Here is a 12,344-nt window from a genome sequence, read left to right on the forward strand (position 1 = left end):
CCTCCCGGGCGTCGCCGACGGTCGCGGTGATGTCCGCGCCGGGGCCCTGCCAGGGCAGCTGTTCGGCGACCAGTTCCAGCAGCGGTCCGTCCACCTCCGCCACCCGTTGCCGGGAGCCGGGTCGGGTGGCGGCCAGGTAGCGGGGCAGGGTGAGGGCGCCGCCGCCGAGGTGCAGCGCGTCGAGCGGCTGTCCGGCGGGGGCGAGGGCGTCGGCGAGGTGGCCGAGGCGCCGGGTGTACTCGAACTCCAGGTGGGTCGGGTCGGCGAGGTCGACGTAGGACTGGGGGGTGCCGTCCAGGGTGAGCAGCCAGCCGCCGTCCCGGTCGAGGTCGGGCATGAGCTTGGCGAAGCCCAGGTCGGTCCGCCGCCCGACGGGCACCGGCTCGTCGTGCTCGTCGTGCTCGTCGGCCTCGGCCTGCTCGATGTGCTCGGCACCCTCGTGCTGCGGGAAGGTCACGCGTGCTCCCCGACGGGTTCGACGTCGAGGTAGGCGGCGAGCCAGCGGTCCAGTTCGGCGAACACCTCGGCGCGGGCCTCCGCACCGGACAGCACCAGGTCGTGCATGCCGCCCTTGATCCGCACGACGGTGACGTGCCGGCCCAGCCGCGGCCCCTGCGCGGCGATGTCGTCGGCGCGCAGCACGGCGTCGGCGTGGTGCAGCGCGTTGTGCCACGTGGTGGTGGAGATGGACCGGGTCGAGGCCATCAGCAGCACCGGCACGTCGATGCCCAGTCCCCGGTGCAGCCGCCGGTGGCCCTGGTGGATCGCCGACAGCCAGCCCGCGTACAGCGGGAAGCTCTCGGGGCGCTTGAGGGTGAGGTCGAAGTCCCACTCGCCCTGGTGGTCCTTGTGCAGGCTGTGGGTGTAGTGCGGGTTGAGCGCGGACGGCAGGACGCGGGTCGGCGCCAGCCGCCCGACCGCCGTCACGGCGGGCCCGCCGAGTGTGCGGACCGCGGGCCCGACCGGCATCGACAGGAACGGGCTGTTGAGGAACAGTCCGTCCACCACCCCGCGCCCGGCCCGCCGGCCGGCCCACAGGGCCCCGATCAGCCCGCCGGTGGAGTGCCCGTTCAGCAGCAGCTGCCGGTGCCCGTCCACCTCGCGGATGATCCGGACGGCCTCGTCGATCTCCTCGTCGTACTCGGTGAGGTCGCGGACGAAGTTCGGCGACTGGTGGGGGCGCAGCGAGCGGCCGTACTTGCGCAGGTCGAGGGCGTAGAAGGAGAAGCCGAGCGCGGTGTAGTGGTCCGCGAGGTTGGTCTGGAAGAAGTAGTCGTTGTACCCGTGGATGTACAGCACGGCCCGGTCCGCCCCGGGCACCGGCCGGCGGACGAGCGTCGCGCACACCGCCCCCTCGTCGTCCGGCCGCAGCGTCAGCTCGGCGGCCTCGTAGGGGGCACCCAGGATGTCTTCACGGAACTCCATGAGGGTGACTGTACTGGCTCAGCCGTTGTCGACCCCGACATCTCCGACCTGGCGCGATGTGATGATCGCAATGCTTTCGGAGAACGCTGCGTGGGCGTCGTCGGTGGCACGATCGGCCTGCCGACGGGCCTCCTCGGCTTCCTCGTGCCGGCCGAGGTCCTTGAACACGGCTTGGAGAGCGATCCAGGTGCTGCCCTCCGTCACGTGCGCGGTGGCCGCCTGGACGACCGGGCCGTGGAAGCTGCCCCCGCGAATGCTGTTGTGCACCCGGTCAGGGTAGCCGCCCGCGCCTCCCGGCCGCTTCTCGTGCGCCTCCTGTGCGCCGGTGGTTCTGTGGAACGCTTCCCGGACAGACCAGGCGAGTTGGGGAGTTTGCATGCAGCACGGGCATACCGATCCGTCGCTCTACCGTTCGGCCGCCGAGGCGATCGCCGCTCCGCCGGAGAAGCTGGCGTACGTGGCCGGGTTCGACCGGTCGGGGCAGCAGCCGGACGCACTGCTGAGCGTCGACACCGATCCGGACTCGGCGAGCTACGGGAAGGTTCTGAACTTCGCCGAACTGCCCACGCTCGGCGACGAGTTGCACCACTTCGGCTGGAACGCCTGCTCCAGCGCCCTCGCCCACGCCTGCCACGAGAACCCCGAGCGGCGCTACCTGCTGCTGCCCGGGCTGCGTTCCTCCCGGCTGCACGTCCTGGACACCCGGCCCGACCCGGTCCGCCCGCGCCTGGTGAAGACGATCGAGGCCGAGGAGCTGGCCGCCAAGGCCGGCTACTCGCGCCCGCACACCCTGCACTGCGGCCCCGACGGCGTCTTCCTCTCCTGCCTCGGCGGCGCCGAGGGCGAGGACGGGCCGGGCGGGGTGGCGCTGCTCGACCACACCACCTTCGAGGTGCTTCGCCCCTGGGAGACCGAGCGCGGTCCGCAGCACTTCGCGTACGACGTCTGGTGGCACCTGGGCACCAACGTGGGCATCACCAGCGAGTGGGGCACCCCGTCGATGGTCGAGGACGGCGTGGTGCCGGACCTCCTGCTCGGGCGCAAGTACGGCCACGCGCTGCACTTCTGGGAGCTGGACTCCGGGCGCCACCTCCAGCGGGTGGACCTCGGCGACCAGTACCAGATGGTGCTGGAGCTGCGCCCGGCGCACGATCCGCAGGCGGAGTGGGGCTTCGTCGGCGTGGTCACCAACGTCGAGGACCTCTCCTCCTCGGTGTGGCTCTGGTACCGGGACGGGCCGGCGTTCACCGCGCGCAAGGTGATCGAGATCCCCGCCGAGCCGGCCAAGGCCGAGGACCTGCCGCCCGCGCTGCAGCCGTTCGGCGCGGTGCCGCCGCTGGTCACGGACATCAACCTGTCGGTGGACGACCGCTGGCTGTACGTCTCGGCGTGGGGCACCGGGGAGCTGTTCCAGTACGACGTCTCGGACCCGTTCCACCCCCGCCTGGCCGGCTCGGTGCGGCTCGGCGGGATCGCCGCCCGCACCCCGCACCCGGCGGAGCCCGGCCGTCCGCTGAGCGGGGCGCCGCAGATGGTGGAGATCAGCCGGGACGGCCGGCGGCTGTACCTCACCAACTCGCTCTACGGCGCCTGGGACGACCAGTTCTACCCGGAGGGCATCGAGCCCTGGATGGTCAAGCTGGACGCCGACCCGGAGGCCGGCGGGCTGAGCATCGACGAGCGCTTCTTCCCGCACGGCGCCGACTTCCGGGGCCTGCGCGTCCACCAGACCCACCTGGCGGGCGGCGACGCCTCCTCCGACTCCTACTGCTACCGCTGACCCGCCGACGGAGCGGACGGCCGCCTGGTCGGCGGCCGCCGGTCCGCCGGCCGTCCGGCCGGCGTCACCGGTACAGCGCCTGGTCGAACCGCACCTGCGTGGACGGCAGCCCGGCCGCCGCCAGCCGGGTGCGGACGGAGCCGACCATGCCGATCGGCCCGGTGACGCAGGCCAGGTGCTCGCGCCAGTCGCCGGCCGAGGCGACGGTGTCGGCGAGCTCGCCGACGGTGACCGGGGTGACGGTCAACCACGGCTTGTGCAGGCCGAGTTCGGCCAGCGAATGCCAGTCGTAGAGGTCCGCGCGCTCCCGGGCGCCGACGAACAGGTGGACTCGGCGGCCGGTCGGCCGGCGGGTGGTCTGCTGCTCGATGATCGCCTTCATCGGGGCGAGGCCGGTGCCTCCCGCGACCAGCAGCAGGTCGCGGGCGTCGCCGTCGGGCAGCAGGCTGCCGCGCGGCGGGCCGAGGCGCAGCCGGTCGCCGACGGCGATGTGCTCGACCAGGGCGGCGCTGACCCCGCCGGGGCCGGTGCGGCGGACGTGGAACTCCAGCTCGTTGTCGGCGCGCGGGGCGCAGCCCATCGAGTACTGCCGCCAGGTGTGCGGCAGCGCCGGGTGCTCGACGGTGCCGTACTGCCCGGCCCGGTACGGGTACGGCTCGCCGGTGCGCACACGCAGCACGGCGAGGTCGGGGCGGCGGCGTTCGTGGCCGGTCACCACGGCGTGCCAGTACGGGGGTTCGGTGAGCGCGGAGTCGGCGCCGGCCACCATCGCGCCGACCGCGAAGCGCAGCATCCGCACCCAGGCGCCCTCCAGGTCCTCGGTCCAGCGCTCGCCGGCCCGGTGCCGGACGGCCGCGCACAGGGCCTCCTCGAAGGCCTCGTAGTGCACCGGCCGGACGCCCAGCTTCCGGTGGTCGCGGCCGAGTTGGCGGAGTGTCTGCTCCAGTTCGGCCGGGCGGTCGAGGTGGTCGATCAGGTGGTGGAAGATCCGTTCCAGGTGGAACTGCTGGAACTCCATCGAGACGGGGAAGAGCGGTCGCAGATACGGGCGATGGCTGAACATCACCGCGTAGAGGTGGTCGATCAGGTCCGCGAGCGGGGAGATCAGGTCGAGGTCGCGCCGGATCAGGTGCTGGTCGGCGGCGCCGTCGTAGCCGCCGTCCTCGCCGTACGCGCCGTACCCGAAGTCGCCGCCGCCCGAGGAGGAGGGGGCGAGGAGTTGGCGTCGCAGGCGCATCGCGTGATGGCGGGCGATCAGGCGGTCGTACTCGGCGGTGGCGGTGGCGGTGCCAGTGCTCATGCTGCTGTTGTCCATGTCCCGCCCAGTCAACTGCCGGGCCGCCGAGCGCGAGAAGGGCCGATCGCCCCGGAGGAACCCGGGACCATCGACCCCTTGCGTTGGTACGTGTGGACCGGGATGGTTTTCGGCCACCACGGACCGGACCGCCCGGATGGGCGGGCACGGCCCCGGAAGGACAGCCGCCGAAGGACACGCGCGGCAGGACGGCCGCGAAGGAACGGGTGCGACGGGCGGGTGCCCCACGCCCCGGTGCTCTCCCACCACCAGGACCCGGGGCACCGCCGTCGTCAGACCCCTGCCCGGTGCGTCTCCCGGCGCTCCAGCCGCCGCTGCCGGCCCTGGCGCAGCGGCTGTTCGGGCAGCCACCCGAAGGTGAGACAGGCGCCGACCACTCCGAGCAGCATCCCGATCACGAAGCCGCCCAGGTTGGAGGTGAGCCAGCTGGCCAGCGAGGCCAGCACGGCGAGGATGGAGTAGAACAGCCGCTGCGCCGGATTGAACAGGATCAGCAGGCCGCACAGCATCATCACCGCCGGCACCAGGTACCCGGCCAGCCCCTGCATCCCGATGTGCAGGATGACGGGCAGCGGGGCCTTCAGGGTGAACAGGATCTCGGCGCCGCCGAGCGTCACCAGCAGCCCGCCCCAGAACGGTCGCTTGCCCCGCCAGTCGCGCTTGGTCGGGCGCGCGGTCGGCTCGGCGGCGGTGGCCGCCGCGGCCTGGGCGGGCGCGGCCGCCGTCCCCTCGGCGGCCACCCCCTCGGCCCGTGCCGCGGTGCCCTCGCCGGTGCCGGCCGGCTCCGGTACGGACTCCGTCATGGTCAGCAGCCCGTGGAGCTGAAGCTCAGCCGCAGGTTGGGCAGCTTGAACCCGACGGCGGTGCTCGCGTAGTTGTGCTGGTTCAGGTGGGTCAGGGTGACGTGGTCGGCCTGCTGGCCGAAGACACCGGCGCCGCCCTTGCCGACCGGGCCGGCCTTGGTGTAGGTGCTGGCGTCGCCGCCGATCTCGATGTTCTTGAACTCCGCGTCGCCGGAGAGCAGGTCGGAGTCGGTGGTGAGGTCGGAGGCGGTGACGGGGGTGCCGCCGTCGCCCGCGTGGATCACCAGGTTGATGCCGCCGAGGTCGACGCTCTGGCACAGGTTGGTGATCTCGGCCTTCTTGATCGCCGACACTGCGACCAGCACCTGACCGCCGGTGGAGCCGGCGTTGGGGCTGTCGGGGATCATCGAGTCCAGCGCGCCGAACTGGGCGAAGCCCTCGCCGTCCAGCTTGTCCGCGGTGATGGTGAACGGCATTCCGGAGATGGAGAACTGGGCGGCGAGCACGCCCTGGGCGGTGAGCGCCATCAGGACGCCCCCGGCGGCGACGGCCGGGACGGCCATCAGGGCGGTGCGCTTCAGCCGGACCCGTCCTCTTCTCGGCCCGCTCGGCGTCTGCGGGGTCTCGGCCGCCGTGGCGGCGTCCTCGGACATGGCCATGTGTGTGCTCCCTGTGGGTGGATGGGTCTGCAGGCACTTGGCACGTTGTCCTGGCGCGGACAGCGTTCCCCGGGCGCGACCGGGCCGTCCGCCCCTCGGCAGCGGGGCGGGTCCGGTCAGCACGCGGTAAGTAACTGGGAAGCTACTGCCCGGTATTGGCCGGGTCAATACGGGTGCACGAAGGGATCTTCACCAATCGGCGACCCGCTTCGGCCAGTCCCGCACCCCCATCCTCTCGGCCGCTTCCGCCGGACCGAGGAACGGCGACAGGCAGAACATGCTCAACACCGGTAGTAGTTCCATCAGTTGTTCGGTCCGGCCGGAGTCGATCCACCGGTAGATCGCGCTGTAGACGCCGCCCACCACCGAGTCCACCATCTCCTTCGAGTCGACCCCGCCCGGCAGTTGGGGCACCTCATCGAAGAACGCCCGGAACCTGGTCAGTAGTTGGGCCCGCTCCCGTCGGCCCGCCGAGCCGACCGCCTCGACCTCGATCACCGCCATCGTGGCGAACGCCGGTGTTCCGGCGAGAAGTTGGAGCATCGCGCCGAGCGCCTTCCGGATGCCCCGGCACCAGTCGGGTTCGGCCGTGAAGGCCGCCGCCATCCGCCGGATCACCACACCGGTGCCGTGCCGGTGCGCGGCCAGGAAGGCGTCCTCCTTGCCGCTGAACAGCTCGTAGAAGACCGGCCTGGTCACGCCCGCCGCGCGGCAGATGTCGCTGATCGTCGCGTGCTGGTAGCCGCGCTCGGCGACGGTCCGCACCAGGCCGTCCAGCAGCCGCTCGCGCTGGGTCGCGGCGACCACACCGGCGGGCAGCCGGCGCGGCCCGGGCTTGATCGAGCGCGCCGGATCGCGGCCGGTCCGGGCGCCCGGCAGCAGGACCACGTCGGCTCCACGGAGGTTCTTCCGATCCATCACCAACTCCTGTGTCCTGTATTGACATTGATGGAACACCGGGTTTACAACACTGACAGGTTTCCAACCGGTGGGCCAGCAGGCCCCCACCGGCCGGACCTCCGGGGGCTCCGGGGAGCCCGGGCGAACGCCCGGGCCACGGGACCACGGCGGAGACGGGGCGCGACGGCGGCAGCCGTCGACGTGCCCCACGGCACCGCACGTCCCCGACCGAACGGCGCGGTGCCGTTGGTGTTCCACGCCGCCGTCCGTACGCACGACCGTGCCACCGCAACGCCGCACCACCACCGCAGGACCGTGCCACCGCAATGCCGTACCACCGCACCGCCGTACGCCCACCCTTGCGTACGTCCGCACCGCCGTACCGAGCGGGCGGGCCCGTGGCGCCGGGCCCGCCCGCACGCCGGCCGGTGCCGAGCCCGCGGGACGTCGCCCCGGCACCGGGCCACCGGCGCCGAACCACCGGTACGAAGCACTCCGGTACGAAGCACTCCGGTACGCCATGCACCTCCCCCGTCGTGCACACCACCACACCCGCACGCGGGGATTCCCCCACCCGTCCGTCGGACGGAGAGAGGCACCCTCATGCGCATCAGCCGCACCCTCGCCACCGCCGCCCTCGCCGCACTCGCCCTCACCGGCGCGGCCGTCGCCCCCGCCCAGGCCGCCGGCGCGGTCCTGACCACCGGCAGCCCGACCGGCCCGGCCGTCGCCGTCGGCGACGTACTGACCGCCAACCTGGTCTCCGGCACCTCCGCGACCTTCTACAACAGCGCCACCGGGACGACCGGCGTCAAGTGTGCCGCCTCCTCCTTCTCGGCGACGGTGACCTCCAACCCGGCCGCGCCGGGCAGCGCCACCGAGCAGCTCAACACCCAGACCTTCGGATCCTGCACCTCCAACGTCATCGGCGTCACCGGCGTCAAGAGCGTCACGGTCACCAGCCTGCCGTTCACCAACACCGTCAGCGACGGCCCCGGCAACCCGGTCAAGCTCACCCCCGGCGCGGCCGGCGTGATGGGCACCACGGTGGTGCTCAACACCATCCTGGGCAGCATCAACTGCAACTACCAGAACACCACCGGGATCAACGGCACCACCTCCAACACCGGCAACACCATCGGCTTCACCGGCCAGCCGTTCGCCCTGGCCTCCGGGCCGAGCCTGTGCTTCGCGACCGGCTACTTCAGCGCCACCTACGGCCCGGTCCTCGACACCTCGGTCGCCGGCAGCCCGGCCCTCTTCGTCAACTGACGCCCGGGCCCTCCCGGCCCGCCCCGACGGCGGCGGCGCACGGCACCCTCACCGGGCCGTGCGCCGCCGCGCCCACCGGCCCCGCGGCACGCCCGGTGGAGATTCCCGAAGACGTGTTGCGGGAGGCGTTCCGTGCTCTTGGATGGTGACTCCTGGCGCCCGTTCTTCGACTCGTTCGAGCGTGAGGCGTTCCGGCTGGAGACCCTGAATTCCTATGCCATGCCCGGTGAGGACGAGGAGTTTCAGGAATTCCTGGCCACTGGCGAGTTGCATATTCCTGCGGACGATCCGTGGCTTGTCCGAGTTCGGAACTACTGTGCGACCGGGCGGTGGATCGGGCGGGTCCACGTCCTGACCAGGCCGCTGTCCGACTACCTGCGCTACGAGTTCGCCGCCTACGCGTACAACGTCGAGGCCGGCGAGGACATCCGGATCCTGGACCTCACCGGACGGGAGAATCCCGGGCTTCCGGAGCAGGACTTCTGGATGTTCGACAGCAGGAAAGTGGTCGACATGAAGTACCGCTCCGACGGCACGCAGATCGCGCGGGATCTCCTGGAGGATCCTGATCTGGAGCAGTACCGGCGCTGGCGTGATCTCGCTCTGTCCCTCTCGGTCCCGTTCACGGAGTACAGCACAGCTTGACCCTCGATCCCGGTAGGGCCGGAGAGCAACGTCGAAACCTTGCAGCGGCGCTCAAGGATCTTCGACGTGCCTCCGGCCTTTCCGGTGAGCGTCTGGCCGTGCGGTGCGGGATGAGTCAGAGCAAGATCTCCCGTATCGAGACCGGGAAGGTTCTCCCCACGGTCGTCGACGTCCAGCAGATCATCGCCGCGGTGGGCATGGACGCTGACCTGGCCCAGGAACTGCTCGACCTGGCCAGCGTGGCCAATGCCGAATACGAGGACGTCCGTGCTTCCGTCCGTCGTGGCCTGCATGTGCGGCAACGCGAACTGGCTGCTCTCGAAAGCGGCGCCCAGCACATCCGCTACTTCCTGCCCGCGATGCCGTCCGGTCTGCTTCAGACACCGGAGTACATGCGTACGGCCATGAGTCCTCCGATCGACCCCATCGAAGGCGATGTGTCCCGGACCATCGCTCTGAAGCTCGAACGCCAGGCCGTTCTCTACGACGAGAGCAAGCGATTCGACTTCCTGCTGACCGAATCGGCTGTCCGTTGGAAACTGTGCGCCTCGCCGATCATGGCCGTCCAGCTGGACCGAATCGCCTCCGTTTCTCAGCTCCCGAACGTCAATGTCGGCATTATCCCGCTGTCTGCCCGGGTGGCCGACGTTCCCTTTCACACCTTCACGGTCTACGGGGCGCAGCTCGTGACGATCGAGTTGTTCACCGGGCGGCTCGTCCTGCGTGATCCCAAGGATATCGATCACTATCGGCAGCTGTTTGATTTCTTTCGCAGGGAGTCGCATGTCGGGGATGATGCCCGATGCCTGCTCGAACAATGGTCAGATGATTTCCGGCGGTCCTCGTAGTATGAGCCGGGGAATTTATGCGGGAACTCGAATAGGCCTGGATGTCCGGAATCCAATGGTCTAGCGTTGCTTTTCGTCCGACATCGCAGGCTATCCGTGGCCGGCGATTCGATGAGTGCGACGACGCGGAGGTACACATGCTCACCACCGTCCTGAGCCGGCCGGGAGGCGTCCCGGTCTTCGACCGCGCCGAGTCCCGGCTGCCGATGGGCGTCGCCGGTGCGACGCTCATGCCCGGGCTGGACGGCGAGAACGGGCCCGGGAGCCCGTTCGCCTTCCGCTTCCTCGTCCCGGTCACCGGGGCCGGGGGGATCCTGGCCGCCGGCATCGGCTACGACGACGAGACGCAGACCTGCACGTACGAGGGCCTCCCGCCCGGCGTCTACCTGACCAGCAACCCGCCCAAGACCTACGGTCCGACGCAGCCCTCCGGGCAGATGGACGCGCCGGACGACCCAGGAAGCAGCAACGACTGAGATGCCGACCGCCGATGCCGTCCTCGTGCTGACGGGGACCTTCGATCCCACCGCCGACCTCGTGATCGAGGAGCTGAACCGGCGGGGAACTCCCGTCTTCCGGGCGGACACGGCGTGGTTCCCGTCGAGGCTGGCCGTGGTGGCCGGCCTCGACGGGGCATCCGGTTGGGCCGGGACGCTGGCCACCGAGAGGCGCACGCTGGACCTCTCCACCGTCCGGTCGGTCTACTATCGCCGCCCGACCGCACCGGAGTTCCCCGCCGAGATGTCCGCGGAGGCCCGCAGCGTGGCCTCCGCGGAGGCGCGGCGAGGGTTCGGAGGCTTGCTGTCGGCGCTGTCCTGCCGGTGGCTGCCGCCGCCGGGCCGTGCCGCCGATGCCGAGTACAAGCCGTTCCAGCTCCGGGTGGCGGCCGAGTCCGGGCTTCGAGTGCCACGCACGCTGATCACCAACAGCCCTTCGGCTGCACGGGAGTTCGCGGAGGGCATCGGGGGTCCGGTGGTGTACAAGCCCTTCACGTCGATCCGCGGGACTGTCGGTGGTCGGTCCGTCGCTGTCTACGCGAACGTGCTGGAGGAAGGCGGGACCGATCATCCATCGATCTCCACCACGGCGAACCTGTTCCAGGAGTGGGTTCCCAAGGCCCATGAAGTGCGTCTCACCGCTGTGGACGGGCAGCTGTTCGCTGCGGAGATCCACGCGAACTCGTCAGCAGCAGAAGTCGATTGGCGCAGCGACTACGACAATCTGACCTATCAGGTCTGTGATCCTCCGGCAGCGGTGACGAGTGCGGTGCGCCGCATGCTGGGCAGGCTCGGACTCCCTTATGGGGCCTTCGACTTCGTCGTATCGCCCTCGGGGAAATGGACGTTCCTCGAAGTCAATCCCAACGGGCAGTACGGGTTCATCGAGCAGGCGACCGGGCTGCCCATCACGACCGCGATCTGCGACTACTTGGAAGGGATCGACGGGGTATGACGACCGTGCCCTACGACGACCAACTCCTGCGGGCCCGGATCGCGTTGGCCTCGGAGATCGAGCGGGCGAGCACTGTGCTGTCCTCGCGGGTGGTGGAGGCGTTCCTCAATGTGCCGCGGCATCCGTTCGTTCCCGCGTTCTTCCGGGAGGAGGACGGCGTGCACCGTCCCTGGCGGGCAGGCGACGGCTGGCTGCGGGAGGTGTACGCGGACCGGGTGCTGGTCACCGAGGTCGACGGCATCCACGCGGAGGTGGCCGGCCCGGAGGGGGTGAGCGGGGTGGCGACGTCCTCGTCCACGCTCCCGAGCCTGATGGCCGACATGCTCGACGCGTTGGACGTCAGCCCCGGGGACCGGGTGCTGGAGATCGGCACGGGCACCGGCTACAACGCCGCGCTGCTCTGCCAACTCGCCGGGGACCGGCACGTCACGACCATCGATCGCGGCGAGCACCTGGTGGCCACCGCCCGTACCCGGCTGGGTGAGGCGGGCTTCGGTCCGACGGTCGCGGTGGCCGACGGAGCCGACGGGTACCCGGGCGGCGCGCCGTACGACCGGATCATCGCGACCTGCGGTGTTCGCCGGCTGCCCCGGGCGTGGCTCGACCAGTGCGCGCCCGGTGGTCTTCTGGTCGTTCCGATCGGCGGCGCGGTGGCCAGGCTCACCAAGCTGCCGGACGGACGCGCGGTGGGGCGGTACCTGCACCGTCCGGCCGGCTTCATGCCGCTGCGAGACGGAACGGAAGCAGACCGGGAAGTGTTTGAGGAGCACGGCGACAGCCGGATCACGGAGACCTGCGCCCGCGTGTTGGACGACCCGGGGTTCGCGTTCTGGGCCGACCTTCACCTCGGCCCGACCGTCGTCCGCGACGGCCATGTCCTCCGCGACACCGCGGACGGCTCGACCGCCCGCGCGCGGGGCGGCACCGTCACCCTCAGCGGCCCGCGCGACCTCTGGACGGTGATCGAAGCGGCCCACCGGACATGGCTCGACCGGAACCGGCCCCGCCGGGAGTGGTTCACCGTCGAGGCCGGTCCGGCGGGCCGTTTCACGGGCTACACGGCGCCGGACGGCAGCACGGTCCGGTGGCCTGGCTGAGGGAGCAGCACGTCGCCCCGCCGAGCTGATGCTCGGCGGGGCGAGGTGCTGCGCGGGACGCGCGGTCAGGGCTGCTGCGGGTCGGGCTGCTGCGGGTCGGGCTGGGGTGCGGTCGCCGGGCCCGCGCCGGGCGCCGGGCCGGTGGGGG

Annotated in this window: 14 protein-coding genes; 7 read left to right on the plus strand and 7 right to left on the minus strand. The window is 71.2% G+C overall.

Features of this window, described 5'->3' with window-relative positions:
- The 3 genes from ACIQOV_RS07880 to ACIQOV_RS07890 all read right to left on the minus strand — a co-directional run.
- On the minus strand, positions 1 to 337 hold a 337-nt coding region (locus ACIQOV_RS07880; RefSeq protein ID WP_401046145.1), incomplete at its 3' end, for a spermidine synthase.
- 116 nt (positions 338 to 453) lie between these two features.
- Positions 454 to 1,425, minus strand: a complete 972-nt coding sequence (locus tag ACIQOV_RS07885; protein ID WP_401046114.1) for an alpha/beta hydrolase — start codon at positions 1,423 to 1,425, stop codon at positions 454 to 456.
- 18 nt (positions 1,426 to 1,443) lie between these two features.
- Positions 1,444 to 1,692: a hypothetical protein gene (locus ACIQOV_RS07890; RefSeq protein WP_401046117.1), complete on the minus strand. Its 249-nt coding sequence runs from the start codon at positions 1,690 to 1,692 to the stop codon at positions 1,444 to 1,446.
- 109 nt (positions 1,693 to 1,801) lie between these two features.
- On the opposite strand from ACIQOV_RS07890, the gene ACIQOV_RS07895 reads away from it, so the two are divergent.
- The gene (locus ACIQOV_RS07895) at positions 1,802 to 3,205 is read left to right on the plus strand and encodes a selenium-binding protein SBP56-related protein (RefSeq protein ID WP_401046120.1); all 1,404 of its coding nucleotides are present in this window, start codon (positions 1,802 to 1,804) and stop codon (positions 3,203 to 3,205) included.
- A gap of 64 nt (positions 3,206 to 3,269) precedes the next feature.
- Here the strand turns inward: ACIQOV_RS07895 and ACIQOV_RS07900 are convergent, their stop codons facing one another.
- The 4 genes from ACIQOV_RS07900 to ACIQOV_RS07915 form a co-directional block, all read right to left on the minus strand.
- Entirely contained in the window at positions 3,270 to 4,505 is a 1,236-nt protein-coding gene (locus ACIQOV_RS07900; protein WP_401046122.1) for a globin domain-containing protein, read from the minus strand.
- Positions 4,506 to 4,792: 287 nt separating this feature from the next.
- Complete coding sequence (locus ACIQOV_RS07905; RefSeq protein ID WP_359900976.1) at positions 4,793 to 5,323, minus strand: DUF6114 domain-containing protein; 531 nt, start codon at positions 5,321 to 5,323, stop codon at positions 4,793 to 4,795.
- A gap of 2 nt (positions 5,324 to 5,325) precedes the next feature.
- A complete protein-coding gene (locus ACIQOV_RS07910; RefSeq protein ID WP_359900974.1) occupies positions 5,326 to 5,982 on the minus strand; it encodes a DUF6230 family protein in 657 nt (218 codons plus the stop codon).
- Positions 5,983 to 6,171: 189 nt separating this feature from the next.
- Complete coding sequence (locus ACIQOV_RS07915; protein WP_401046126.1) at positions 6,172 to 6,900, minus strand: TetR/AcrR family transcriptional regulator; 729 nt, start codon at positions 6,898 to 6,900, stop codon at positions 6,172 to 6,174.
- Between the two features lie 585 nt (positions 6,901 to 7,485).
- Between ACIQOV_RS07915 and ACIQOV_RS07920 the strand changes: the two genes are divergently transcribed.
- From ACIQOV_RS07920 to ACIQOV_RS07945, 6 genes are all read left to right on the plus strand, one after another.
- On the plus strand, positions 7,486 to 8,154 hold the full coding sequence (locus tag ACIQOV_RS07920; RefSeq protein WP_359900971.1) for a Tat pathway signal sequence domain protein: 669 nt from the start codon (positions 7,486 to 7,488) through the stop codon (positions 8,152 to 8,154).
- Between the two features lie 132 nt (positions 8,155 to 8,286).
- Complete coding sequence (locus tag ACIQOV_RS07925; RefSeq protein WP_401046130.1) at positions 8,287 to 8,799, plus strand: DUF6879 family protein; 513 nt, start codon at positions 8,287 to 8,289, stop codon at positions 8,797 to 8,799.
- Positions 8,796 to 9,647 (plus strand): helix-turn-helix domain-containing protein, encoded by an 852-nt coding sequence (locus tag ACIQOV_RS07930; RefSeq protein ID WP_401046133.1) that lies wholly within the window; start codon positions 8,796 to 8,798, stop codon positions 9,645 to 9,647. Before ACIQOV_RS07925 ends, ACIQOV_RS07930 begins: the two co-directional genes overlap by 4 nt.
- Before the next feature lie 137 nt (positions 9,648 to 9,784).
- Entirely contained in the window at positions 9,785 to 10,123 is a 339-nt protein-coding gene (locus ACIQOV_RS07935) for a hypothetical protein (protein ID WP_401046136.1), read from the plus strand.
- A 1-nt stretch (position 10,124) separates the two neighbouring features.
- Entirely contained in the window at positions 10,125 to 11,099 is a 975-nt protein-coding gene (gene tgmB, locus ACIQOV_RS07940) for an ATP-grasp ribosomal peptide maturase (protein WP_401046139.1), read from the plus strand.
- Positions 11,096 to 12,196 (plus strand): methyltransferase domain-containing protein, encoded by a 1,101-nt coding sequence (locus ACIQOV_RS07945; RefSeq protein ID WP_401046142.1) that lies wholly within the window; start codon positions 11,096 to 11,098, stop codon positions 12,194 to 12,196. The genes tgmB and ACIQOV_RS07945 overlap by 4 nt, the downstream gene beginning before the upstream one ends.
- The last annotated feature ends 148 nt before the right edge of the window (positions 12,197 to 12,344 follow it).

The sequence above is a fragment of the Kitasatospora sp. NPDC091257 genome, from assembly GCF_044757675.1.
Classification (GTDB): Bacteria; Actinomycetota; Actinomycetes; order Streptomycetales; family Streptomycetaceae; genus Kitasatospora; species Kitasatospora lactacystinica.

What these genes read in the sequence shown, in the direction of transcription:
- ACIQOV_RS07885 (WP_401046114.1), bottom strand. Translation starts at nt 1,425, where the DNA reads ATGGAGTTCCGTGAAGACATCCTGGGTGCCCCCTACGAGGCCGCCGAG.
- ACIQOV_RS07895 (WP_401046120.1), top strand. Translation starts at nt 1,802, where the DNA reads ATGCAGCACGGGCATACCGATCCGTCGCTCTACCGTTCGGCCGCCGAG.
- ACIQOV_RS07900 (WP_401046122.1), bottom strand. Translation starts at nt 4,505, where the DNA reads ATGAGCACTGGCACCGCCACCGCCACCGCCGAGTACGACCGCCTGATC.
- ACIQOV_RS07905 (WP_359900976.1), bottom strand. Translation starts at nt 5,323, where the DNA reads ATGACGGAGTCCGTACCGGAGCCGGCCGGCACCGGCGAGGGCACCGCG.
- ACIQOV_RS07910 (WP_359900974.1), bottom strand. Translation starts at nt 5,982, where the DNA reads ATGGCCATGTCCGAGGACGCCGCCACGGCGGCCGAGACCCCGCAGACG.
- ACIQOV_RS07915 (WP_401046126.1), bottom strand. Translation starts at nt 6,900, where the DNA reads ATGGATCGGAAGAACCTCCGTGGAGCCGACGTGGTCCTGCTGCCGGGC.
- ACIQOV_RS07920 (WP_359900971.1), top strand. Translation starts at nt 7,486, where the DNA reads ATGCGCATCAGCCGCACCCTCGCCACCGCCGCCCTCGCCGCACTCGCC.
- ACIQOV_RS07935 (WP_401046136.1), top strand. Translation starts at nt 9,785, where the DNA reads ATGCTCACCACCGTCCTGAGCCGGCCGGGAGGCGTCCCGGTCTTCGAC.
- tgmB (WP_401046139.1), top strand. Translation starts at nt 10,125, where the DNA reads ATGCCGACCGCCGATGCCGTCCTCGTGCTGACGGGGACCTTCGATCCC.
- ACIQOV_RS07945 (WP_401046142.1), top strand. Translation starts at nt 11,096, where the DNA reads ATGACGACCGTGCCCTACGACGACCAACTCCTGCGGGCCCGGATCGCG.